General features: G+C 67.0%; 22 protein-coding genes and 1 pseudogene. 13 read left to right on the top strand and 10 right to left on the bottom strand.

The window, feature by feature from the left end:
- Positions 1-30 precede the first annotated feature (30 nt).
- On the bottom strand, positions 31-1,437 hold the full coding sequence (locus AWC06_RS14155) for an NAD(P)H-quinone dehydrogenase (protein ID WP_085198571.1): 1,407 nt from the start codon (positions 1,435-1,437) through the stop codon (positions 31-33).
- A gap of 65 nt (positions 1,438-1,502) precedes the next feature.
- Between AWC06_RS14155 and AWC06_RS14150 the strand changes: the two genes are divergently transcribed.
- Complete coding sequence (locus AWC06_RS14150) at positions 1,503-1,976, top strand: gamma-glutamylcyclotransferase family protein (RefSeq protein WP_085198569.1); 474 nt, start codon at positions 1,503-1,505, stop codon at positions 1,974-1,976.
- On the opposite strand, the gene AWC06_RS14145 is transcribed toward AWC06_RS14150, so the two are convergent.
- Together AWC06_RS14145 and AWC06_RS14140 are read right to left on the bottom strand one after the other, a co-directional pair.
- Positions 1,973-3,148, bottom strand: a complete 1,176-nt coding sequence (locus tag AWC06_RS14145; protein WP_085198567.1) for an amidohydrolase — start codon at positions 3,146-3,148, stop codon at positions 1,973-1,975. The two genes, AWC06_RS14150 and AWC06_RS14145, sit on opposite strands and share 4 nt — an antisense overlap.
- Positions 3,145-4,329, bottom strand: coding sequence for a M20 family metallopeptidase (locus AWC06_RS14140; RefSeq protein ID WP_085198565.1), 1,185 nt, complete (start codon positions 4,327-4,329; stop codon positions 3,145-3,147). The genes AWC06_RS14145 and AWC06_RS14140 overlap by 4 nt, the downstream gene beginning before the upstream one ends.
- A gap of 34 nt (positions 4,330-4,363) precedes the next feature.
- On the opposite strand from AWC06_RS14140, the gene AWC06_RS14135 reads away from it, so the two are divergent.
- Together AWC06_RS14135 and AWC06_RS14130 are read left to right on the top strand one after the other, a co-directional pair.
- Complete coding sequence (locus AWC06_RS14135) at positions 4,364-5,167, top strand: purine-nucleoside phosphorylase (protein ID WP_085198563.1); 804 nt, start codon at positions 4,364-4,366, stop codon at positions 5,165-5,167.
- Complete coding sequence (locus AWC06_RS14130; protein WP_085198561.1) at positions 5,164-6,735, top strand: phospho-sugar mutase; 1,572 nt, start codon at positions 5,164-5,166, stop codon at positions 6,733-6,735. Before AWC06_RS14135 ends, AWC06_RS14130 begins: the two co-directional genes overlap by 4 nt.
- A 1-nt stretch (position 6,736) precedes the next feature.
- Here the strand turns inward: AWC06_RS14130 and upp are convergent, their stop codons facing one another.
- Positions 6,737-7,360 (bottom strand): uracil phosphoribosyltransferase, encoded by a 624-nt coding sequence (gene upp, locus AWC06_RS14125; protein WP_085198559.1) that lies wholly within the window; start codon positions 7,358-7,360, stop codon positions 6,737-6,739.
- 93 nt (positions 7,361-7,453) lie between these two features.
- On the opposite strand from upp, the gene AWC06_RS14120 reads away from it, so the two are divergent.
- Positions 7,454-8,377, top strand: coding sequence for an alkaline phosphatase family protein (locus AWC06_RS14120; protein WP_169715357.1), 924 nt, complete (start codon positions 7,454-7,456; stop codon positions 8,375-8,377).
- A gap of 49 nt (positions 8,378-8,426) precedes the next feature.
- Positions 8,427-9,680, top strand: coding sequence for a protein export chaperone SatS (satS, locus tag AWC06_RS14115; RefSeq protein WP_085198555.1), 1,254 nt, complete (start codon positions 8,427-8,429; stop codon positions 9,678-9,680).
- Here satS and AWC06_RS14110 read toward each other — a convergent pair.
- Positions 9,666-10,436, bottom strand: coding sequence for an ABC transporter permease (locus AWC06_RS14110; RefSeq protein ID WP_085198553.1), 771 nt, complete (start codon positions 10,434-10,436; stop codon positions 9,666-9,668). The genes satS and AWC06_RS14110 overlap by 15 nt on opposite strands.
- The gene (locus tag AWC06_RS14105) at positions 10,433-11,092 is read right to left on the bottom strand and encodes an ABC transporter ATP-binding protein (protein ID WP_085198668.1); all 660 of its coding nucleotides are present in this window, start codon (positions 11,090-11,092) and stop codon (positions 10,433-10,435) included. The genes AWC06_RS14110 and AWC06_RS14105 overlap by 4 nt, the downstream gene beginning before the upstream one ends.
- 55 nt (positions 11,093-11,147) lie before the next feature.
- On the opposite strand from AWC06_RS14105, the gene AWC06_RS14100 reads away from it, so the two are divergent.
- Positions 11,148-12,617: a multicopper oxidase family protein gene (locus AWC06_RS14100; protein ID WP_085198551.1), complete on the top strand. Its 1,470-nt coding sequence runs from the start codon at positions 11,148-11,150 to the stop codon at positions 12,615-12,617.
- Positions 12,618-12,639: 22 nt separating this feature from the next.
- On the opposite strand, the gene AWC06_RS14095 is transcribed toward AWC06_RS14100, so the two are convergent.
- Genes AWC06_RS14095 through AWC06_RS14085 form a run of 3 tightly spaced genes read right to left on the bottom strand, consistent with a single transcriptional unit; the run spans position 12,640 to position 15,391 of the window.
- The gene (locus AWC06_RS14095; RefSeq protein ID WP_085198549.1) at positions 12,640-13,728 is read right to left on the bottom strand and encodes an adenosine deaminase; all 1,089 of its coding nucleotides are present in this window, start codon (positions 13,726-13,728) and stop codon (positions 12,640-12,642) included.
- Positions 13,725-15,002 carry a thymidine phosphorylase gene (locus AWC06_RS14090; RefSeq protein WP_085198547.1) on the bottom strand — a complete coding sequence of 426 codons (1,278 nt, stop codon included), beginning with the start codon at positions 15,000-15,002 and terminating at the stop codon, positions 13,725-13,727. Before AWC06_RS14090 ends, AWC06_RS14095 begins: the two co-directional genes overlap by 4 nt.
- Positions 14,999-15,391 (bottom strand): cytidine deaminase, encoded by a 393-nt coding sequence (locus AWC06_RS14085; protein ID WP_085198545.1) that lies wholly within the window; start codon positions 15,389-15,391, stop codon positions 14,999-15,001. The genes AWC06_RS14090 and AWC06_RS14085 overlap by 4 nt, the downstream gene beginning before the upstream one ends.
- Before the next feature lie 186 nt (positions 15,392-15,577).
- On the opposite strand from AWC06_RS14085, the gene sdhC reads away from it, so the two are divergent.
- The 5 genes and pseudogenes from sdhC to AWC06_RS14060 all read left to right on the top strand — a co-directional run.
- Positions 15,578-15,991 (top strand): succinate dehydrogenase, cytochrome b556 subunit, encoded by a 414-nt coding sequence (gene sdhC, locus AWC06_RS14080; RefSeq protein WP_085198667.1) that lies wholly within the window; start codon positions 15,578-15,580, stop codon positions 15,989-15,991.
- The gene (locus AWC06_RS14075) at positions 15,988-16,428 is read left to right on the top strand and encodes a succinate dehydrogenase hydrophobic membrane anchor subunit (protein ID WP_085198543.1); all 441 of its coding nucleotides are present in this window, start codon (positions 15,988-15,990) and stop codon (positions 16,426-16,428) included. The genes sdhC and AWC06_RS14075 overlap by 4 nt, the downstream gene beginning before the upstream one ends.
- Positions 16,425-18,179 (top strand): succinate dehydrogenase flavoprotein subunit, encoded by a 1,755-nt coding sequence (sdhA, locus tag AWC06_RS14070; RefSeq protein WP_085198541.1) that lies wholly within the window; start codon positions 16,425-16,427, stop codon positions 18,177-18,179. Before AWC06_RS14075 ends, sdhA begins: the two co-directional genes overlap by 4 nt.
- A complete protein-coding gene (locus AWC06_RS14065; RefSeq protein WP_085198539.1) occupies positions 18,179-18,949 on the top strand; it encodes a succinate dehydrogenase iron-sulfur subunit in 771 nt (256 codons plus the stop codon). The genes sdhA and AWC06_RS14065 overlap by 1 nt, the downstream gene beginning before the upstream one ends.
- Positions 18,945-19,610: pseudogene (locus AWC06_RS14060) on the top strand (carboxymuconolactone decarboxylase family protein); the annotation flags it as partial. The gene AWC06_RS14065 and the pseudogene AWC06_RS14060, both read left to right, overlap by 5 nt.
- On the opposite strand, the gene AWC06_RS14055 reads toward AWC06_RS14060, so the two are convergent.
- Positions 19,582-20,490, bottom strand: a complete 909-nt coding sequence (locus tag AWC06_RS14055) for a sigma-70 family RNA polymerase sigma factor (RefSeq protein WP_085198535.1) — start codon at positions 20,488-20,490, stop codon at positions 19,582-19,584. The pseudogene AWC06_RS14060 and the gene AWC06_RS14055 sit on opposite strands and share 29 nt — an antisense overlap.
- Here AWC06_RS14055 and AWC06_RS14050 point away from each other — a divergent pair.
- Both AWC06_RS14050 and AWC06_RS14045 read left to right on the top strand, forming a co-directional pair.
- A complete protein-coding gene (locus AWC06_RS14050) occupies positions 20,473-21,852 on the top strand; it encodes an aspartate aminotransferase family protein (protein ID WP_227370981.1) in 1,380 nt (459 codons plus the stop codon). The genes AWC06_RS14055 and AWC06_RS14050 overlap by 18 nt on opposite strands.
- Positions 21,849-22,850, top strand: coding sequence for an SMP-30/gluconolactonase/LRE family protein (locus tag AWC06_RS14045; protein WP_085198531.1), 1,002 nt, complete (start codon positions 21,849-21,851; stop codon positions 22,848-22,850). The genes AWC06_RS14050 and AWC06_RS14045 overlap by 4 nt, the downstream gene beginning before the upstream one ends.
- Positions 22,851-22,905 lie beyond the last annotated feature (55 nt).

Below are 22,905 nucleotides of genomic sequence, written 5' to 3'. Positions count from 1 at the left end.
GGTAGGCACTGGCCCTAAGGCTACCGGCAGTTAATCCAGATCATCGTGTGCCATCAGGCGGCGGGCCGCCTCGGTGATCGAACCCGACAACGACGGGTAGACCACCAGCGTTTGCGCCAACTGGTTCACGGTGATGCGGTTCTGCACCGCCACCGCGATCGGCAGGATCAATTCCGAGGCGATGGGGGCGACCACCACGCCGCCGATGACCACCCCGGTGGCCTGCCGACAGAAGATTTTCACGAAGCCGTGGCGCAGCCCGGACATCTTGGCCCGCGCGTTGGTCCGCAAAGGCAGCATGATCGTGCGCGCCAGCACGGATCCGTTGTCAATGGCCGATTGCGGCACCCCGACTGCGGCGATCTCCGGCCGGGTGAACACCGCCGCGGCGACAGTGCGCAGCCGGATCGGTGTGACGGCCTCGCCCAGCGCGTGCCACATCGCGATCCGGCCCTGCATTGCGGCGACCGACGCCAGCGGCAGCAGCCCGGTGCAGTCGCCGGCGGCATAGATGCCGGGCACCGATGTTCGCGACACCCGGTCCACGGTCAGGTAGTTGCCGCGGCCCGGCTCGATGCCCACCCGCTCCAGTCCCAGGCCGCCGGTGTTGGGAATCGACCCGATCGTCATCAGGGCGTGGCTGCCCTCCACCGTGCGGCCATCGGTCATGGTGACCAGAACCCCGTCGTCAGTGCGGGTGACCGACTCGGCGCGCGCGTTTTTGACCAGCTTGACGCCGCGTTCGGCGAACGAATCTTCTAGCACCAGCGCGGCATCGGCGTCTTCGTACGGCAGCACCCGGTCGCGGCTGGCCACCACGGTGACGGCGACGCCGAGTTCGGTGTAGGCGTGGACGAATTCGGCCCCGGTGACGCCGGAACCCACCACGATGAGGTGGTCGGGCAGGGTGTCCAGATCGTAGAGCTGGCGCCAGGTCAGGATCCGTTCGCCGTCGGGCTGTGCAGAGGGCAGGATCCGCGGGCTGGCGCCGGTGGCGATCAGCACGACGTCGGCGTCGAGTTCGCTGGTGGCGCCGTCGCGGGCGGTTACCTTGATGCAGTGACGGGCCAGGCCGGGGCTGGTGTCGACCAGCTCGCCTTTGCCGGCGATCACCTCGACACCCATGCTGCGCAGCTGCGCGGTGATGTCTTCGGATTGTGCGGCGGCCAGCCTCTTGACCCGCTGGTGGATTTCCGGCAAGGAGATCTTGGCGTCGTCGATGTCGATGTCGAAACCCAGGTGCGGCGCCCGGCGCAGTTCGGTGCGCACACCGGTGGAGGCAATGAACGTCTTCGATGGCACGCAGTCGTAGAGTACGGCCGCGCCACCGATGCCATCGGAGTCGACGACGGTGACGTCAGCATCGCGGGCGGCGGCGACGAGTGCCGCCTCATACCCGGCCGGCCCTCCCCCGATGATCACGATGCGGGTTGCCACAGCCCCTAACCTATCCCGGCGTTTAGATCACTGCTCAGCCAGCAACTGTTGTCTAAGCTTTCTGCGTGCCGCTCTACGCCGCCTACGGCTCGAACATGCATCCCGAGCAGATGATGCAGCGCGCACCCCATTCGCCGATGGCCGGGACGGGCTGGCTACACGGCTGGCGGCTGACCTTCGCGGGCGAGGACATCGGTTGGGAGGGTGCACTGGCGACGCTCGTCGAGGATCCGGCATCGAAGGTGTTCGTCGTGCTCTACGACGTGACGCCGGCCGACGAGGTGAACCTGGACCGCTGGGAGGGGGCGGAGCTGGGCATTCACAAGAAGATTCGCTGTCGGGTTGAGCGGTTGTCGTCGGACACCACAACCGATCCGGTGTTGGCGTGGCTGTACGTGGTGGACGCCTGGGAAGGTGGTCTGCCGTCGGCGCGCTATCTCGGTGTGATGGCCGACGCCGCCGAAATCGCAGGCGCGCCAGCCGAATATGTGCACAACCTGCGCACCCGTCCGGCACGCAACGTCGGCCCGGGGCATTAGATTGCGGCGGTCGCGGCCTGCTCGACGATGTTGACCAGCAGCCGCACCCCGATGGCCAACGCGCGCTCGTCGAGGTCGAACGTCGGCTGATGGAGGTCGAGCTGGGGCCCGTGACCCGACCAAACCCCGAGCCGCGCCATGGCGCCGGGTACTTCCTCCAGATACCAGGAGAAGTCCTCGCCGCCGCCGGATTGTCGCGTGTCGGCCAGCACATCCGGGCCGATCGCCTCGATGGCGTGCACGATGATCCGAGTCGAGACTTCCTCGTTGACCACCGGCGGAACACCGCGGCTATATAGCAGCGTGTGCTCGACGCCCAACGGAGACAGCAGCGCGGCCACCGCCTGGCGCACGATGTCCTCGAGGCTGACCCACGTTTCCCGGCTGGCCGTGCGGATAGTGCCGGCCAACGTCCCGGTTTGCGGGATCGCGTTGGCGGCCGCACCCGAATTGACTGCGCCCCACACCATTACGGTGCCGTTGCGCGGGTCGACACGGCGGGACAGGACACCGGGCAGCCCGGTGATCAGGGTGCCCAGCCCATAGACGAGGTCGGCGGTCAGGTGTGGCCGCGACGTGTGTCCGCCCGGCGAATACAGCGTGATCTCCAACCGGTCGGCAGCCGAGGTGATCGGCCCGGCTTTCACCGCGACCTTGCCGACCGCCAGTCGGGGATCGCAGTGCAGCGCGAAGATCCGGCTGACCCCGGAGAGCGCACCGGCGGCGATCGCATCGATCGCGCCGCCGGGCATCAGCTCCTCGGCCGGCTGGAAGATCAGCCGTAAGGCGATCGGCAGCTCGGGCACCGCCGCCAACGCCAGCGCGGTGCCCAGCAGGATCGCGGTATGCGCGTCGTGACCGCAGGCGTGCGCGACGTTGGGCATCGTCGATTCGTAGAGGGCGCCGGTGCGCTCCGCCATCGGCAACGCATCCATGTCGGCCCGCAGCGCGATCCGGGATTCCTGTTCGGGACCGAAATCGCAGGTCAGGCCGGTTCCACCGGGTAGCACCTTCGGGTTGAGCCCGGCGTCGGCCAGCCGCTCGGCGACGAACTGTGTGGTGGCGTATTCCTGGCGGCCCAGCTCCGGGTAGCGGTGGATGTGGCGCCGCCATTCGATCAGCTCGTCGTAGTGTGCGGTCAGCCACGATTCGGCACTGTCCACGAGGCTCATGATGCCGCCCGCTGGTCACGAGCGACGAGCACCCGGTCACGCTCATCCGGTGCTTCCGCAAGGTGAACGACAGTGCGCGCCAACATGATTGCGCCGTCGACTACTGCGCTGTCGGCGCTGGGACCGGCGGCCGCGGTGGTGAATTCGGGCTGGTGCAGTGACGCGCCGCCGGCGTCGACGGCGACCATCGGATGGATCCCGGGCAGAACTTGGGTGATGTTGCCCATGTCGGTGCTGCCCAGCGGATACCTTGCCTCGAACTCGGTGTCGACGGGTATGCGGCCGAGACGCACCATCTCGGCGCGCACAGTGTCGGCCAGCCACGGGTCGGGCTTGAGCGGGTCATAGGTCGGTTCGGTGTACTCCACGCTGTAGTCACAGCCGGTGGCGATCGCACCGGCCAAAAAACAGTCGCGCACTTTGGCTTCCAGATCTGCCAGCGACGACGCCTCAGCGGCGCGCATCGTGTACCGCAGTTCGGTGTGGCCGGGGATGACGTTGGCGGCCTGCCCGCCATCGCTGACAATGCCGTGCACCTGCTGGCCAGGGGCCAACTGTTGACGCAGCAACCCGATCGCCACCTGCGCGACGGTGGCGGCGTCGGCGGCGTTGACACCCAGATACGGCGAAGCCGAGGCATGGGCTTCTCGTCCGCAGTAGTCGACGCGTACCGCGGACAGCGTCAGCGAGCGGGCGGCCGCGATATCCACCGGGCCTGGATGAACCATCACGGCCGCCGCCAGGTCGTCGAACACTCCGGCGCCCAGCAGCAAGACCTTTCCGCCGCCGAATTCCTCTGCCGGGGTGCCGATCAGCGCAACGGTCAGGCCCAACTCGTCGGCCACATCGGCCAGCGCCAGCGCCGTACCCACCGCGGCCGCGGCGATGATGTTGTGGCCGCATGCATGACCGATTCCGGGCAGCGCGTCGTATTCGGCGCACACGCCGACGGTCAGCGGTCCGCTGCCGAAGTCGGCGCGGAACGCGGTTCCCAAACCACCGGCCGCCGCGGTGATCTCGAAACCCCGCTCCGCGACCAGCGCCTGCGTCTTCGCGCAACTGCGGTGCTCGGCGAACGCCAGCTCCGGTTCGGCGTGGATCGCATGCGACAGCTCGACGAGGTCGGTGCCGCGGCGCCGAACCGTGTCCTCGACGCGGTCCAGCACCGTGGTTGTTGGCATTCTCGCAGTATCTCACCAGCTAGGCTGCCCCACTGTGACTGGTCCACCGGATCCCAGCGCACTCGCCGCGCGGGCGGCGCAGTTCATCGCCGAGGGCACCGGGATCGCAGAACATGATGTCGCGATCGTTTTGGGCTCGGGTTGGGCGCCCGCCGTTGCCGCGTTGGGCCCGGCGACCGCCGAGCTGCCGATGGCCGAGTTGCCCGGTTTCACTCCGCCGACCGCCGCCGGGCACACCGGCCAGGTGTTGTCGGTGGCCATCGGTGAGCACCGGGTGCTGGTGCTGGCCGGTCGGGTCCACGCCTACGAAGGCCATGACCTGTTGCACGTCGTGCACCCGGTGCGGGCGGCCTGCGCAGCGGGGGCGGGTGTCGTGGTGCTGACCAACGCCGCCGGCGCAGTGCGACCGGACTTCGAGGTGGGCCAGCCGGTGCTGATCAGCGATCAGCTGAACCTGACGTTTCGATCGCCGTTGGTCGGCCCGCAGTTCGCGGACATGGTCGACGCGTACGCGCCGCGCCTGCGCGCCCTGGCCCGCGAGGTGGATCCGGCGCTGGCCGAAGGGGTGTACGCCGGGCTGCTCGGGCCGCAGTATGAGACGCCCGCCGAAATCCGGATGTTGCGGATGCTGGGCGCCGACCTGGTGGGCATGTCCACCGTGCACGAGGCAATCGCCGCGCGGGCGGCGGGCGCCGAGGTGCTGGGGGTGTCGCTGGTGACGAACCTGGCGGCCGGGATCACCGGCGAGCCGTTGAGCCACGTCGAGGTGCTGGCGGCCGGGGCGGCGTCGGCGACGCGGATGGGTTCATTGCTGGCCGATGTGGTCGCCCGGCTGTGACGCCCCAGGAGTGGATTGCGCACGACCCCGACCCGGCGACGGCCGCCGAACTTGCCGCCTGCAACCCACAGGAACTGTCTGCCCGATTCGCTCGGCCCTTGACGTTCGGCACCGCTGGGCTGCGCGGGCCGATGCGCGGTGGCCCAGACGCGATGAACCTCGCGGTGGTGCTGCGCGCAACGTGGGCGGTGGCGACCGTGCTCGCCGGCCGTGGCCTTGCCGGTTCGCAGGTGATCGTCGGCCGCGACGCGCGGCACGGCTCGGCTGAATTCGCTACTGCCACCGCCGAAGTGCTTGCAGCCGCGGGCTTTTCGGTGATCCAGTTTCCCGATCCGGTGCCCACCCCAGTGGTGGCGTTCGCGGTGCGGCACACCGGCGCGCCGGCCGGCATCCAGATCACCGCATCGCATAACCCGCCGGGAGACAACGGCTACAAGGTGTACCTCGGCGGCGGAATGCAGATCGTCGCTCCCGCCGACCGCGAGATCGAAACCGCGATGGCCGCTGCGCCTTTCGCCGACGAGATCGCCAGGACGGCCGTCGAACCCGCCGACACCGCGCTGGTCGACCGCTATATCGAGCGGGCCACAAAGGTGCGACGGTCATCGGGTTCGGTCCGCGTGGCGCTGACCGCACTGCACGGGGTGGGCGGCGCGGTGGCCGTCAAGACACTGCGCCGGGCCGGCTTCGACGACCTCCACATCGTCGAGGCACAGTTCGCCCCGGACCCCGACTTCCCCACGGTCAGGTTTCCCAACCCCGAAGAGCCCGGCGCCACCGACGCGCTGCTGGCCCTGGCCGCAGTCGTCGACGCCGACGTCGCGATCGCGCTCGATGCCGACGCCGACCGCTGTGCGGTCGGGATAACCACGCCGACGGGGTGGCGGATGCTTTCCGGCGACGAAACAGGATGGCTCCTCGGCGATTTCATTCTTTCGCACGCCGATACTCCGGCGACCAGCGTGGTGGCCAGCACCGTGGTGTCGTCGCGGATGCTGGCCGCGATCGCCGCACACTGGGGCGCACGCCACGTCGAGACCCTCACCGGTTTCAAGTGGCTGGCCCGCGCCGATGCCGACCTTCCCGGCCGCACGTTGATCTACGCCTACGAGGAGGCGATCGGCCACTGTGTCGACCCGGCCGCGGTCCGGGACAAGGACGGTATCAGCGCCGCGGTGCTGGCCTGTGACCTCGTGGCGGAGCTCAAAAGCGCACGCCGCTCGGTGCTCGACGCGCTCGACGACCTCGCCCGTCGATTCGGCGTGCATGTCGGTGCCGCCGTGTCACGCCCGGTCGCCGACGCGGACGAGGCGACCGCACTGATGGGCCGGCTGCGGGCCCGGCCACCACGCCAACTCGCCGGATTTTCCGCCAGCACAACCGATCTACAGCCACGCACCGACGCGTTGGTCTTCGCCGGCGGCGACGGCGACACATCGGCGCGGGTCGTGGTCCGCCCGTCGGGCACCGAACCGAAGGTCAAGTGCTACATCGAGGTTCGCTGCGCTGATCACGCTCGGGCGACCGGGCTGCTCGACGAGCTCGTGGACCAGGTACGCAGCTGGTGACTCAGCGCGGCCCGAATTGGCGGTCCCCGGCGTCGCCGAGGCCCGGCATGATATAGGCGACGTCGTTGAGGCCGTCATCGACGGCCGCCGTGAACACCCGCACGTTGGGCGCCGCTTTTTCAAGCGCCGCAATGCCTTCCGGTGCCGCGACCGCACACAGCACGGTGATGTCGTCGGCGCCGCGGCGATGCAGCAACCCGATCGTGTGGGTCATCGATCCGCCGGTGGCCAGCATCGGGTCAAGGACCATCACCGGCTGGCCGCGCAGATCGTCGGGCAGCGACTCCAAATACGGTATGGGAGAGAAGGTCTCCTCGTCGCGGACGATCCCGACGAACCCCACCAGGGCTTCCGGTAACAGCGCATGCGCCTGGTCGACCATGCCCAGCCCGGCCCGCAATACCGGCACCAGCAATGGCGGTTTCGCCAACCGGGTGCCGACGGTTTCCGCCAGGGGGGTACGCACCGTGACGGTCTCGCGAGGCGCATCGCGGGTGGCCTCGTAGACCAGCATCAGCGTCAGATCACGCAGCGCGGCCCGAAACGCGACATTGTCCGTGTGTTCGTCGCGCAGGGTGGTCAGCCGCGCCGCCGCGAGCGGGTGGTTGACGACACGCACCTCCATGAAAGTGACCCTAGCCCGCTACGCGGTTGCCTGGTGCGGCAAATTAGTACGGACACGCCGACTTCATTACCCACGACAAGAAACCGCGTTTCTATACTTCGCGGCATGCGACGCCGCATCCGGCGAAAAGGCAAGGGATACCGAAGGGCTTGCCTATTGGGCGTGCTGGCCATCGCCGCGGAAACCGTGTCTCCGCCCGCGCATCTCGCCCCGACAACCGCTCCGGTGAACTTCGCGGCAGCCGTGGTCCCGACTCCCGCACACATCGTGATTGTGGTGGAGGAGAATCGCTCTCAATCCAACATCATCGGAAACAAGTCGGCCCCGTTCATCAACCAACTGGCCGCCAACGGCGCAATGATGGCGCAGTCCTACGCCGAGGTTCATCCCAGCGAGCCGAACTACTACGCCTTGTTCGCCGGCAGCACGCTCGGGGTCAAGGACAACATCTGTCCCGTCAACGGCGGCAACACACCCAATCTCGGGTCTGAATTGCTCGCGGCCGGTTACACATTCGCGGGATACGCCGAAAGCCTGCCGGCGGTGGGCTCAACGGCATGCGGTGCGGGTAAGTACGCGCGTAAACATGTGCCCTGGGCCAGCTTCACCAACATCGGTGGCTCGCACTCGCTTCCGTTCTCCGCATTTCCGTCACCGCAGAACTACGCCAGCCTGCCGACGGTGTCGTTCGTCATCCCCAACCTCGACAACGACATGCACGACGGCTCAATCGGTCAAGGCGACAGTTGGCTGTATCAAAACCTGTCGCCGTACGCCGCCTGGGCGAAGGCCAATAACAGCCTGCTGATCCTGACCTGGGACGAGGACGACAACTCGTCGCGCAATCAAATACCGACCGTCTTCTATGGAGCGAACGTCAAGCCCGGAACGTACAGCGAGCCGATCAGCCACTACAACGTGCTATCGACGGTGGAGCAGATGTACGGGTTACCCAAGCTTGGTTACGCGACCAGAGCGCCTGCCATCACCGATATTTGGCTCACCTCGGCCGGCTAACGCCTGCCTCGGTCCGGTGGCCGGGCCACCCGTCGCTATTCTGTGCCGCATGGCTGCTGACCTCGTGCCCGTCCGCCTGAGCCTGACCGCCGGTGATCGCTACACCGTGTGGGCGCCTCGCTGGCGCGACGCCGGCGACGAGTGGGAGGCGTTTTTGGGCAAGGACGAAGACCTGTACGGCTTCGAAACGGCAGCTGACCTGGTCGCATTCGTGCGCAGCAACAAAGACCACGATCTGGTTGACCACCCTGGGTGGCACGCGCTGACCGAGGCCAATGCCCATAAGCTCGAGCCCGCCGCGGACCGGCAATTCGACCTCGTCGCGGTGGAGGAACTGGTCGCCGAGAAGCCGACCGAGGAGTCGGTCACCGCGCTGGCCAACACATTGGCGATCGTCTCGTCCATCGGATCGGTGTGCGAGCTTGCGGCGGTGACGAAGTTCTTCAACGGCAACCCGAGCCTGGGCACGCTGGGCGGCGGTATCGGCCACTTCACCGGCAGAGCCGGACTCAAACGCTGGCATGCGATCGCCGATGTCATCGCGCGCGGCTGGGACGACGTGCTCGCCGCCATCGACGCCATCGTCACGATTCCCGAGGTGGACGCCGCGGCCTCGGCCAGGGCCGCCGACGAACTGTCGGAACCGCCCGAAGAGGACGAGCCGGAAAGCGCCGACGAGGAAGGTGTCACCGAGGTCAGCGACGAAGCGGAAACCGAGTCGGAGGCCGCCCACGACGAGATGGTGTTGGGCGGCGACGAAGACTTCTGGTTGAAGGTCGGCATCGACCCGATCCAGATCATGACCGGCACAGGCACGTTCTACACACTGCGCTGCTATTTCGACGATCGCCCGATCTTCTTGGGGCGCAACGGCCGAATCAGCGTATTCAGCTCGGAGCGGGCCCTGGCCCGCTATCTTGCCGACGAGCACGACCATGACTTGTCCGACCTGAGCACCTATGACGACATCCGCACCGCCGCAACCGACGGCTCGCTGCAGGTCGACATCACCGACGACAACATCTATGTGCTGACCGGGCTGGCCGACGACTTGGCCGACGGGCCCGATGCGGTGGACCGCGACCAGCTCGACTTGGTCGTCGAGCTGCTTCGCGATGTCGGCGAGTACGCGGAGGACAACACCGTCGACAAGGCGCTCGCGACCGAGCGTCCGCTGGGCAAGCTGACGACCTATGTCCTCGAGCCCGACTCCGCACCCAAGCCCGAGCCCCCGTATGCCGAGGTGGTGCGGGAATGGGAGGCGCTGGAGCGGTTCGTGGAGTCGCGGCTACGGCGCGAGTAGCACCAGCCGGTGGTCGCGGGTGAACACCCGCCGCACCAGCCCGAGGGCAACCACCACCGTGGTGACCGCGACCGAAGCCAGGACGAGAAACATCACGACCGCCTGCACCAGCACGGCTTGGACCGGGGAGACGCCGGCGAGGATGAGCCCGGTCATGGCGCCGGGCAAAAATACCAGCCCGGTGGCCTTGGTGGTTTCGATCTGGGGGGACACCGCCGATCGCAACGCGATTCGCAGGTAGGGAGTGGCCGCTTGGCGGTAGGGCTGGCCCAGCGCCAGTCGCGCTTCGACCTCGTCGCGTTTGTCGCGCAGCTCGTCGACCAGGCGCCGCGCCACCAGCACTGTGGCCGTCATCGAGTTGCCGATCATCATCCCGGCGATCGGCACCAGGGTGCGGGGCTGCAGCGGGAAAACCCGCAACCCGAATATCACTCCGAGGGTGACCACCGCCGCTGCGGCGAAAGCAGCGACAGCCAGCGGGCCAAGTCGCGGTACCTCCGGCGCGCGCCTGCGCGCGACGTCGCCGGCGTAGGCGATCATGCCTGCGGTCCACGCCCACGACCACCACAGCGAACGACCCGGGGCAAACAGCAGCGTCAACAGACCGCCCACCAGCAGCAACTGGACCAGCGCGCGGGCCGCTGCCCACACCACCTGCCCTTCCAGACCCAACCGCTGCCAGAGCGAGATCCCCGCCGCGAACGCCACCAATGCAAGCGACGTCGCCAGCCCGATCCAGCCCACCTGACCGTTCACCGCGTCACCTCCCGACCGTGCTCGATACGCAAGACCCGATCCGCGATCCGATCGACCTGTGCAGCATCGTGGGTGACCCACAGCGCGGGGATCCCGTCGTTCTGCGCCAGTTCGCGCACCGCCTGTTCGATCACACCCGCCGCGGCGGCGTCGACCGCGGACGTGGGTTCGTCCAGCAACAGCACCTGGGGCCGGGCGACCAGGGTGCGGGCCAGACACACCCGCTGCGCCTCCCCGCCGGACAGCGCGGTCGCGTCGCGGTCCAGCCATGATCCGGTCAGTGCCACCCTGGTAAGCGTTTCGGTCATCCGCGATTCGGTTACGTCCGGGTCGGCGACGCGCAGGTTGTCGGCCACTGTGCCGCGAAACGGGGTCGGACGCTGGAAACACATACCCACCCGGCGGCGTAACCACAACGGGTCGATCTCCGCGATGTCCTTGCCGCAGAACAATACTCGTCCACTTGTTGCCACCTCGAGGCGATTGCACAGGCGAAGCAGCGTCGATTTGCCCGATCCCGAGGGGCCGAACACCACTGTCACCCCCCGCTCCGGAACAGCGGCGGTAAACCCATCTAGCGCCCGGATCCCGTTCCGCTCCACCACAACGTCGTCGAAGTCGAACACCGAGTCCTCAGCCACCACCTGACCGACCATATCGGCATCCTCGGCGTTTGTTAGCGTCTGTTCGGCAGTCAGACTGTAGATAGGCATCGGCGTGTCGGTTGATCGACGTGACTTCCTCAAGTGGAGCAGCCTGGCAATGCTCAGTGGCGGTGGTTTGGCTGTCGGAGCATCCGCGGGCTGTTCGCGTCCTCCCGGAAGGGCCGACTACACGTTGCGCATCGGTAAGACCGACGTGGAGGTGGCGCCGGGCAAATTCATTTCGACAACCACCTACAATGGCCAATTTCCCGGCCCGCTATTGCGATTCACCGAGGGCCGACGGACTCGAGTCGATGTGTACAACGACACCGATCTTCCCCAACAGCTGCACTGGCATGGGCAACGGGTGCCGGTTGACGTCGACGGTTCCTCGGAAGAAGGCACCCCGTTCATTCCCGCCCATGGCATGCGCCAGATCTCGTTTGTCCCGGGCCCGTCGGGTTTCCGCTTCTACCACACTCATCTCACCCCTGGCGCCGACCTGACCGGCGGCCAGTACAGCGGTCTGGTCGGCCCGGTGTACATCGAGCCCAAAAACGAACGCGGTGCCTACGACCGCGAAGTGTTCCTGACGCTCAAGGAATTCGAGCCGACCCTCAACCAGAGCGAAGAGATGTCCAGCGACTTCCTGGCCGGCGAGCCGGTTGCGGAACTGAAGAACATCGGCGAACGGGAGAGCGCCGCATCGGCGGCCGCGGGGATGCCCCGCGGGTACGAGATCGGATACGACACCTTCACCATCAACGGCCGCGCACTCGGCCACGGCGATCCGATTCGGGTGAACACCGGTGACCGAGTACTGTTTCACGTGCTCAACGGCAGCGCGACCGAAACCCGCAGCCTCGCCCTGCCCGGTCACAGCTTCACCGTCGTCGCGCTCGACGGCAACCCTGTGTCCAAACCCGTTGCGGTGCCGGTGTTGTGGCTGGGCGCCGGCGAGCGTGTCTCGGCGATCGTGGAGATGACCCGCCCTGGTGTCTGGATCCTCGGCGACCTGTCCGACGACGACCGGGAAGCCGGAATGGGTGTCGTCGTTGAATACGCCCGGCGCACCGGCAGCCCGCAATGGGTGTCACCATCACCGTTTCGGTGGGACTACCGCCTGTTCACCACCGCTGACCAGAGTGCCCCTGCCGTCGATCACACCATCGACATGCTGATCGAGAAACGCAACGCCGCTCACAACGGATTCAACGTTTGGACGATCAACGGCACCGCCTTCGCGATGGATAACATGCGAGCGATCCTCGATATCGGCTACGGCAAGCGGTACCGGCTGCGATTTCGCAACGCCAGCGACGACGCCCACCCCATGCACCTGCATCGTCACACCTTCGAAATCACCCACATCGCAGGCACACCAACCGCCGGCATCCACAAGGACGTTGCCATCCTCGGGGGTTACCAGACCATGGACGTCGACTTCGTCGCGGACCAACCCGGCCTTTCGCTGCTGCACTGCCACCAGCAACTTCACATGGACTTTGGATTTATGACCTTGCTGCGCTGTTCATGACATTCCAAGCGGCTTGGCGGCCCTAGCCGATCAGCACCGCGAACCGCGGCTTGATGACTTCGTCGATGATCGCCAGCCGTTCGTCGAACGGAATGAATGCCGACTTCATCGCATTGATCGTGAACCGCTCGAGATCACTCCAGCCGTAGCCGAATGCCTCGACGAGCCGCTGCATTTCGCGGCTCATCGTGGTATCGCTCATCAGCCGGTTGTCGGTGTTGATCGTCACCCGAAACCTGGCCCGCGCCAACAGATCGAACGGATGGCTGGCGATGCTGTCAACGGCGCCGGTCTGCACGTTGGAGCTGGGACACATCTCGAACGGGATTCGCTTGTCCCGCAGGATCGATGCCAGCCGCCCCAAGCGAACGCGGCCATCGGGCTCGACGTCGATGTCGTCGACGATCCGCACACCGTGGCCCAGCCGGTCGGCACCGCAGAACGCGATCGCCTCGTGGATGGACGGCAAGCCGAACGCTTCACCGGCATGAATCGTGAAGCGGGCATTGTGGTTTCGCATGTACTCAAATGCGTCCAGGTGACGGGTTGGGGGGTATCCCGCCTCCGCGCCGGCGATGTCGAATCCGACCACGCCCTTGTCCCGGAACCGGATCGCCAGCTCGGCGATCTCGCGGGACAGCGCGGCGTGGCGCATCGCGGTGACCAGACAGCGCACAGTGATGGCGCGACCCTCTGCCGCGGCGGCCTTCTCGCCATCGGCGAATCCCGCCAGCACGGCATCGGTGACCTCGTCGAACGACAGCCCGCGGTTGATGTGCAGTTCGGGGGCGAACCGCACCTCGGCGTACACCACCGAGTCGGCAGCCAGGTCTTCAACGCACTCGAAGGCGACCCGGTGCAGCGCGTCGGGGGTCTGCATCACCGCCACGGTGTGCGAGAAAGGTTCGAGGTAGCGCTCCAGCGATCCGCTGTGCGATGAGGTTTGGAACCACTTGGTCAGTTCGTCGACCTCGGTGGCGGGCAGGTCGTCGTAGCCGGTTTTTCCGGCGATGTCGATCACGGTCGCCGGGCGCAGGCCGCCGTCGAGGTGATCGTGCAACAGCGCCTTGGGTGCCCGCTGGATCATCTCCAGGTTCAGCGGTGTGGTCATGATGTGATCCGATCGACGATCAATGGCCGCGGGGCAGGCGCAGTGTCCCCTATACTCCAGCCGCCGTCCAGCTCCGCCAGCGCGGCCCCGAACCGTTCCGGGGTGTCGGTGTACAGCGTGAACAGCGGCTCGCCGGCGGTCACCGGCTCGCCGGGACGGCGGTGGATGCGCAGGCCGGCGCCGGGCTGCACCTGCTCGCCCGGCCGGGACCTGCCCGCGCCGAGCCGCCATACCGTCAGCCCAACCGCCATCGCGTCGATGTCGCCCATTGTGCCGTCCCGGCTGGCGGTGACCGTCTCCGAACACGCACCAAGGGGCAATGGTACGGACAAGTCACCGCCCTGCGCGGCGACCAGGGCCCGGAACCGGTCCATGGCGGTGCCGTCGCGCAGCGTCTGGACAGGGTCTTGGCCGTCGATCCCGGCGAGCTGCAGCATCTCGGCGGCCAGGGTTACCGTCAGCTCCACCACGTCGGCCGGCCCGCCGCCGGCCAACACATCCAGTGCCTCGGCCACCTCGAGCGCGTTGCCGACGGCGTGGCCCAGCGGACGGTTCATATCGGTCAGCAGCGCGCGGGTGGGCACGCCGTGCGCGGTGCCCAGCCGCACCATGGTGCGGGCCAGCTCGCGGCATTGAGATTCCGCGTGCAGCAGCGCGCCGGAACCGACCTTGACGTCGAGCACCAGCGCGCCGGCGCCCTCCGCGAGTTTCTTGCTCATCACCGAGCTGGCGATCAGCGGCAGCGATTCGACGGTGCCGGTGACGTCGCGCAGCGCGTACAGTTTGGCGTCGGCGGGTGCCAGCCGCCCGGCCGCGAAGATGGCCGCGCCGAGGTCCCGAAGTTGTTGGCGCACTTGGTCTTTCGACAGGTCAGCGGTGAACCCGGCGATGGATTCCAGCTTGTCCAAGGTGCCACCGGTGTGTCCCAGCCCGCGCCCGGAAGCCTGCGGCACGGCCGCGCCGCAGGCCGCGACCACCGCCACCAACGGCAGGGTGATCTTGTCGCCGACCCCGCCGGTGGAGTGCTTGTCGACGGTCGGGCGCGCCAGGTCGCTGAAATCCATCCGTTCACCGGAGGCCACCATCGCGGCCGTCCACCGTGCGATCTCGTCGGTGTCCATGCCGCGCAGGAAGACCGCCATCAGCAGCGCCGACATCTGCTCCTCGGCGATACGCCCGTCGGTGTAGGCCTCGATGACCCAGTCGATCGCGGCGTCGGAGAGCCGACCGCCGTCGCGCTTGATCCGGATGAGCGTCGGCGCGTCGAAAATCACGGGAGTGCGTCGCTGCCGAAGGCGTCGGGCAGCAGGTCGCCCAGCCGGCGGGGGCCGTCGCGATGGTCGATCAGCAGCTCCGGTCCACCGTGCTCCAACAGCACCTGCCGGCAGCGTCCGCACGGCGTCAGCAGGGATCCCTTCGCGTCGACGCAGGCCAGCGCGAGCAGCCGACCGCCACCGGTCGAGTGCAGCGCGCAGACCACCGCGCACTCGGCACAGAGACCTAGGCCATATGAGACATTCTCCACATTGCAGCCGGTGACCACACGGCGATCGTCGACCAGCGCCGCCGCACCCACCCGAAGCCGCGAATACGGTGCATAAGCGTGATGCGCAGCCTGGATGGCCTTGTCCCGCAGCAAATTCCAGTCAACCGGATTGTTCATGGTCGCACTGCCTTGTCGGTGGACTCCACCGGGCCGGGCTCGGGCCCTGTCGCTGAAATCACAACGCCAGCCTAGATTTGCCGCCGGGGCAAGCGTCGGCGGCTCCGAAGCGGTTCGTCCGCCAGCACAAATGGGGCTAAATTGCGAATGTCCCACACGACGGTCCCAACAGATCCGGAGGCGGTGATGACGACGGCGACGTCCGCGCCAGGATCGCGTGCACGACCCCCGCGTCGAACCCTGTACCGCGGCGATCCGGGCATGTGGTCGTGGGTGCTGCACCGCATCACCGGTGCCACTATCTTCTTCTTCCTGTTCGTGCACGTGCTGGACACCGCACTGGTTCGGGCGGGTCCACAGACCTACGACGAAGTCATCGAGACCTACAAGACACCGATCGTCGGCCTGATGGAATTCGGGCTGGTGGCCGCCGTGCTGTATCACGCGCTGAACGGTGTGCGGATCATCTTGATCGACTTCTGGTCGCAGGGTCCGCGTTATCAACGGCTGATGTTGTGGGTGGTCGGCGTCGTCTGGCTGCTGGTGATGGTTCCGACGACGGTGGTGCTCGGCATCCACTTCCTGGGACGGTTCGGATGAGCACGCGGGCACCCGTGCAGCAGCGCAGCCACGACCGCCCGGCCGGCCTGGACAATCCGCGGGCGCCGCGACGCCGCGCAGGAATGCCCAACTTCGAGAAATACGCCTGGCTGTTCATGCGGTTCTCCGGTGTCGTGCTGGTGTTTTTGGCGCTCGGGCACCTGTTCGTGATGCTGATGTGGGACGACGGCGTGTACCGCATCGACTTCAACTACGTTGCGCAGCGCTGGCATTCGCCGTTCTGGCAGACCTGGGATCTGTTGCTGCTATGGCTGGCCCAGTTGCACGGAGGCAACGGCCTGCGCACCATCATCGACGACTACAGCCGCAAGGACTCCACCCGGTTCTGGCTGAACACCCTGCTGGCGTTGTCGATGGCATTCACGCTGGTGCTGGGCAGCTACGTACTGCTGACGTTCGACCCCAACATGTCATGATCGCCCAACATCGATACGACGTGGTGATCGTCGGCGCGGGCGGCGCAGGCATGCGGGCCGCGGTCGAGGCGGGTCCGCGGGTTCGTACCGCAGTGCTGACCAAGCTGTACCCCACCCGCAGCCACACCGGCGCCGCCCAGGGCGGCATGTGCGCCGCGCTGGCCAACGTCGAAGACGACAACTGGGAATGGCATACCTTCGACACCGTCAAGGGCGGCGACTATCTGGCCGACCAGGACGCCGTGGAGATCATGTGCAAGGAAGCCATCGACGCGGTGCTCGACCTGGAGAAAATGGGGATGCCGTTCAACCGCACCCCCGAGGGCCGTATCGACCAGCGCCGCTTCGGCGGGCACACCCGCGATCACGGCAAGGCCCCGGTGCGGCGATCCTGCTATGCCGCCGACCGCACCGGCCACATGATTTTGCAGACGCTGTATCAGAACTGCGTCAAGCACGATGTGCAGTTCTTCAACGAGTTCTACGTCCTCGACCTGGTGCTGACCCAAACCGGCAGCGGCCCGGTGACCTCCGGCGTGGTCGCCTACGAACTGGCCACCGGCGACATCCACGTCTTCCACGCCAAGGCCGTGGTGATTGCCACCGGCGGCTCGGGCCGCATGTACAAGACCACCTCCAACGCCCACACATTGACCGGCGACGGCATCGGCATTGTGTTCCGTAAGGGACTCCCGTTGGAGGACATGGAGTTTCACCAATTCCACCCGACGGGCTTAGCGGGCCTGGGCATCCTGATCTCCGAGGCCGTGCGCGGTGAGGGCGGCCGGCTGCTCAACGGCGCGGGCGAGCGCTTCATGGAGCGCTACGCGCCGACGATCGTCGACTTGGCGCCCCGCGACATCGTGGCCCGCTCGATGGTGCGCGAAGTGCTGGAGGGCCGTGGCGCGGGGCCGCAGAAGGATTACGTCTACATCGACGTGCGCCACCTTGGCGAGGACGTGCTGGCGGCGAAGCTGCCCGATATCACCGAGTTCGCCCGCACCTACCTTGGCGTGGACCCGGTCACCGAATTGGTCCCGGTCTACCCGACGTGTCACTACCTGATGGGCGGCATACCCACGACGGTCACCGGTCAGGTGTTGCGGGACAACGCCGCTACGGTGCCGGGCCTGTACGCGGCCGGTGAATGCGCATGCGTGTCGGTGCACGGCGCCAACCGGCTGGGCACCAATTCGCTGTTGGATATCAACGTGTTCGGTCGCCGAGCCGGGATTGCGGCGGCAAACTACGCCCTTGGCCACGACTTCGTCGACATGCCGCCGGAGCCCGAGGCGATGGTCGTCGGCTGGGTGGCCGATATCCTTTCCGAGCACGGCAACGAGCGGGTCGCCGACATCCGCGGCGCTTTGCAGCAGACGATGGACAACAACGCCGCTGTGTTCCGCACCGAGGAGACGCTGAAGCAGGCGCTCACCGACATCCACGCTCTCAAAGAGCGCTATTCCCGAATCACGGTGCACGACAAGGGAAAACGGTTCAACAGTGATCTGCTGGAAGCGATCGAGCTCGGTTTCCTGCTGGAACTGGCCGAGGTCACCGTGGTAGGCGCGTTGAGCCGCAAGGAATCCCGTGGCGGGCACGCCCGCGAGGACTACCCGAACCGCGACGACACCAACTACATGCGCCACACCATGGCCTACAAGCAGGGCAGCAACCTGCTCTCCGACATCCGACTGGATTTCAAGCCGGTGGTGCAGACCCGCTATGAGCCCAAGGAACGGAAGTACTGATGAGCGCCGACCCGCCGTTGCCGCCGATCCCCGATGGCGCGGTGATGGTGACGCTGAAAATCGCCCGGTTCAATCCGGAAAACCCCGATCAGTACGCCGATTCCGGCGGCTGGCAGAGCTTCCGCGTGCCATGCCTGCCCAGTGACCGGCTGCTCAACCTGTTGATCTACATCAAGAGCTACCTCGACGGCACGCTGACCTTCCGGCGGTCCTGCGCACACGGCGTGTGCGGGTCCGACGCCATGCGGATCAACGGTGTCAACCGGCTGGCCTGCAAGGTGCTGATGCGCGACCTGCTGCCCAGCAAGCCCGGCAAGCAGCTGACCATCACGGTCGAGCCGATCCGCGGTTTGCCGGTCGAGAAGGATCTCGTCGTCGACATGGAGCCGTTCTTCGACGCCTACCGCGCGGTGAAGCCATATTTGATCACCAGCGGGAATCCGCCGACGCGGGAGCGGATCCAAAGCCAGACCGACCGCGCCCGCTACGACGACACCACGAAATGCATTCTGTGCGCGGCCTGCACCACCAGCTGCCCGGTGTTTTGGCATGAGGGCAGTTATTTCGGGCCGGCGGCGATCGTCAACGCACACCGTTTCATCTTCGACAGCCGCGACGAGGCGGCTGCAGAGCGCCTCGACATCCTCAACGAGGTCGACGGGGTGTGGCGCTGCCGGACGACGTTCAACTGCACCGAATCCTGCCCGCGCGGCATCGAGGTCACCAAGGCGATCCAGGAGGTCAAGCGGGCGCTGATGTTTGCGCGCTAACCGGCGCGAACGACGCTCGTCACACTTTCGTGGGCTGCCTCGTCTGAGGGGTATGACACAGAAAACCCGTATCGAACCCCTGCCCCCGAAGAGGGCGAACCTGCTGACCCGCGTCATGTACCGCATCGCCAAGCGGCGCTTCGGGGAGGTGCCCGAGCCGTTCACCGTCGCCGCGCATCACCCGCGGCTGCTGGTCGCCAACGCGATCCACGAGACCATGCTGGAACGCGGCTCGAAAGCCCTGCCTGCCAGCGTGCGCGAGTTGGCGGTGTTCTGGACGGCCCGCACGATCGGCTGCTCCTGGTGCGTGGACTTCGGTGCGATGCTGCAGCGCCTCGACGGCCTCGACGTGGAACGACTGAAGGACATCGACAACTACGCCACCTCCCCGCAGTACACCGACGACGAGCGCGCCGCCATCGCCTACGCCGACGCGATGACCACCGACCCGCACACCGTCACCGACGAGCAGGTCGCTGACCTGAAGGCTCGCTTCGGCGACGCCGGCGTGATCGAGCTGACGTATCAGATCGGCGTGGAGAACATGCGGGCCCGGATGTACTCGGCGCTGGGCATCACCGAGCAGGGCTTCAATTCCGGCGATGCCTGCCGCGTCCCCTGGGCAGACAGGCCTACCGAGTCCGTAGCGGAGAACCGGTGAACTTGTCGGGATTGGCGACATCCCATAGCGCGCAGACCTTTCCGTCGCGCACCGTCATCGCGAGGATGCGCGGCATCATCGGCTGATACCCGTCGTCACCCGGTGATCCCGCGGTGTAGGCACCGAGCTCACCGTTCACCAGCGCCAGCTGATTCGCCGTGGCGAAAGACGGTCCATAACGTTGAGCGAGTCCGAAGATGAAGCGCGCCACCTTGTCCGGCCCGTGGACAACTCGCATAGCGGTCGGTGCCCTGCGGTTGGAGTCGCCGGTGAACGTCACGTCCGGGTGCAGTAGCGCGACCGTGGCGGCCATGTCCCCAGTCGCAATGGCCGCCATAAGTTTGCCCACCACTTCGTTGTGGGCGGGGTCTGGCTTCGGTGGCGGTTCGGCGGCGACGGCCTTGCGGGCTCGCGATGCCAGCTGGCGGGCGGCCGCCTCGGTGGTCCCCAGCACATCGGCCACATCGGCGAACGGCACCGCGAAGCCGTCGTGCAGCACGAACGCCACCCGCTGATCAGGAGAGAGCCGCTCCAGCACCACCATCGCCGCAAACCGGGCATCCTCGTTGGCCACGACCACCGAGAGTGGATCGTCACCGTCGAAGCCGGTCACCACCGGCTCCGGCAACCATTGGCCCACATAGCTTTCCCGCCGATACGCGGCCGAGCGCAGCCTGTCCAAAGCGAGCCGGCTGACCACCGTCGTCAGCCAGGCCCGCAGATCGGCGATCTCATCGCGGGCGTCGGCAGCGTCCCAGCGCAGCCAGGCTTCCTGCACCATGTCCTCGGCGTCGGCCATCGTGCCGGTCAGCCGATAAGCGACCGCCAACAGCTGCGGACGCAACGCCTCGAACTCGCTGACCTGCTCCGTGGAGGTCATGGCCCGAGCGTAACGCCGCCGACTACGCTCACGGACACCATGACCGACAACCTCTGGCTGCACTTCGCCCGGCACGGCCCGGGCATCACCGCGCCGGTCATCGCGCGCGGCGAGGGCGTGACGATCTGGGACGACCGCGGCAAGAGCTACCTCGACGGGCTCTCCGGGTTATTCGTGGTGCAGGTCGGACACGGGCGAGCGGAGCTCGCCGAGGCCGCCGCCCGCCAGGCGAGCACACTGGCGTACTTCCCGCTGTGGTCGTATGCCACGCCCACCGCAATCGAGCTGGCCAAGCGGATCGCCCGGTATGCGCCGGGTGATCTGAACCGGGTGTTCTTCACCACCGGCGGCGGCGAGGCCGTCGAAACCGCGTGGAAACTGGCCAAGCACTATTTCAAGCTCACCGGCAAACCCGGGAAGTACAAGGTGATTTCACGGGCCGTCGCCTACCACGGCACCCCGCAGGGCGCGCTGGCCATCACGGGCGTGCCGGCGCAGAAGGCCCCGTTCGAGCCGCTGACCCCCGGTGCGGTGAAAGTGCCCAACACCAACTTCTACCGCGCGCCCGAACCGTTCAACGCCGACGCCAAGGCGTTCGGGCAGTGGGCCGCCGACCGCATCGCCGAGGCGATCGAATTCGAAGGCGCCGACACCGTCGCCGCGGTGTTCCTGGAACCGGTGCAAAACGCCGGCGGTAGCATTCCGCCGCCCCCCGGCTACTTCGAACGGGTCCGGCAGATCTGTGACGACTACGACGTGCTGCTGGTGTCCGACGAAGTGATCTGCGCATTCGGCCGGATCGGGTCGATGTTCGCCTGTGACGACTTCGGCTACCAGCCCGACATGATCGCCTGCGCCAAGGGCATGACGTCGGGGTACTCGCCGATCGGCGCGATGATCGCCAGCGACCGGCTGTTCGAGCCGTTCAACGACGGAACGACGATGTTCCCGCACGGCTATACCTTCGGCGGTCATCCGGTGTCGGCAGCCGTCGCCCTGGCCAACCTCGACATCTTCGAGCGCGAGGGCCTCAACGACCGCGTCAAACAGCACGGGCCGGCGTTACGCGCCACCCTGGAGCGGCTCTACGACCTGCCCATCGTCGGCGATGTCCGCGGCGAGGGCTACTTCTACTCCCTCGAACTGGTCAAGGACCAGGCCAGCCGCCAGACCTTCACGGCCGAGGAACGCGGCCGGCTGGTACCCGCCATCTCGTCGGCGCTCTACGACGCCGGGCTGTACTGCCGCATCGACGAGCGCGGCGACCCCGCGATTCAAATTGCGCCCCCGCTGATTTGCGGTCAAGCCGAGTTCGACCAGATCGAATCCATCCTGCGCGCAGTCCTGACGGAGGCCGCATGACCAAGCCGCGCATCAACCCGGTCCGTTGGCAGCCGCCGCCCGTCGATCCGCTACCAGACGTCCCGTCGGCGGACGTCACCGTCGTGCCGCTGCCCGGCAACGGGCCCGAGGACGTCGTCGTCGACGCCACCGGCCACGTGTGGACCGGGCTGGAAGACGGCCGCATCGTGCGGATACCAACCAACGGCGGCGAACCCGTGGTCGTCGCCGACACCGGCGGCCGGCCGCTGGGCCTACACGTCGCGCGCGACGGCCGGGTGCTCATCTGCGACAGCTACCGAGGCCTGCTTGCGCTGGACCCGGACGGCCGCACGCTGGAGACGCTGGCCGAATCGGTGGCCGGCCGACCGCTGATGTTCTGTTCCAATATCACCGAAACATCCGACGGCACAATCTATTTCACCGAGTCGACATGCGACTACCGATACGAGCACTTTCAGGCAGCGGTCCTCGAGGGGCGGGGACGCGGCGGCCTGTTCAAGCTCGCCACTGACGGCACGGTCACCCAACTGCTCGACGGACTCTACTTCGCGAACGGGGTCACGACGACGGCTGACGAATCGGCGCTGGTCTTCGCCGAAAGCCAAGCGCGGCAGCTGTCGAAATACTGGCTGACCGGCCCGCAGGCGGGGTCGGTGACACCGCTGGCGGTGCACCTGGCGGGCATGCCGGACAACCTGTCCACCGGCGCCGGCGGGCGAATCTGGGGGGCGATGGTGACCGAGGCCAGTACCGCGCTGGAATGGCTGATGCCGCGGGCGCCGATCCTGCGCAAAATCGCGTGGCGATTGCCCGATCGGCTGCGACCGCAGATCAAGGAGGAGGTCTGGGCGGTCGCGTTCGACGCCGAGACCGGGGAACCCGTGGCCGGCGTGCGCACCGCCCATCCCGACTTCGGCGCCGTCACCGGTCTCGTCGAAGCCGCCGGCAAGCTGTGGATGGGCACGATCAACCACCCCGCCGTCGCACATGTGGACCTGAGCGCCACGACGTTGTGAACTGCTCGCCTTTAACTTCTGCAACACTGGTCACAGCGCGGCTCCCCACAATCGG

The organism is Mycobacterium fragae (genome assembly GCF_002102185.1).
GTDB lineage: Bacteria > Actinomycetota > Actinomycetes > Mycobacteriales > Mycobacteriaceae > Mycobacterium > Mycobacterium fragae.
The sequence above is the reverse complement of the archived record's forward strand: the minus strand, read 5'-3'. Positions and strand labels throughout refer to the sequence as shown.

Excerpts from the sequence above, each read along its gene's own strand:
- AWC06_RS14145 (WP_085198567.1), bottom strand. The coding sequence starts at position 3,148 with ATGAGCCTCGTGGACAGTGCCGAATCGTGGCTGACCGCACACTACGAC.
- AWC06_RS14140 (WP_085198565.1), bottom strand. The coding sequence starts at position 4,329 with ATGCCAACAACCACGGTGCTGGACCGCGTCGAGGACACGGTTCGGCGC.
- upp (WP_085198559.1), bottom strand. The coding sequence starts at position 7,360 with ATGGAGGTGCGTGTCGTCAACCACCCGCTCGCGGCGGCGCGGCTGACC.
- satS (WP_085198555.1), top strand. The coding sequence starts at position 8,427 with ATGGCTGCTGACCTCGTGCCCGTCCGCCTGAGCCTGACCGCCGGTGAT.
- AWC06_RS14105 (WP_085198668.1), bottom strand. The coding sequence starts at position 11,092 with ATGGTCGGTCAGGTGGTGGCTGAGGACTCGGTGTTCGACTTCGACGAC.
- AWC06_RS14095 (WP_085198549.1), bottom strand. The coding sequence starts at position 13,728 with ATGACCACACCGCTGAACCTGGAGATGATCCAGCGGGCACCCAAGGCG.
- AWC06_RS14085 (WP_085198545.1), bottom strand. The coding sequence starts at position 15,391 with ATGAACAATCCGGTTGACTGGAATTTGCTGCGGGACAAGGCCATCCAG.
- sdhC (WP_085198667.1), top strand. The coding sequence starts at position 15,578 with ATGACGACGGCGACGTCCGCGCCAGGATCGCGTGCACGACCCCCGCGT.
- AWC06_RS14075 (WP_085198543.1), top strand. The coding sequence starts at position 15,988 with ATGAGCACGCGGGCACCCGTGCAGCAGCGCAGCCACGACCGCCCGGCC.
- sdhA (WP_085198541.1), top strand. The coding sequence starts at position 16,425 with ATGATCGCCCAACATCGATACGACGTGGTGATCGTCGGCGCGGGCGGC.
- AWC06_RS14065 (WP_085198539.1), top strand. The coding sequence starts at position 18,179 with ATGAGCGCCGACCCGCCGTTGCCGCCGATCCCCGATGGCGCGGTGATG.
- AWC06_RS14055 (WP_085198535.1), bottom strand. The coding sequence starts at position 20,490 with ATGACCTCCACGGAGCAGGTCAGCGAGTTCGAGGCGTTGCGTCCGCAG.
- AWC06_RS14045 (WP_085198531.1), top strand. The coding sequence starts at position 21,849 with ATGACCAAGCCGCGCATCAACCCGGTCCGTTGGCAGCCGCCGCCCGTC.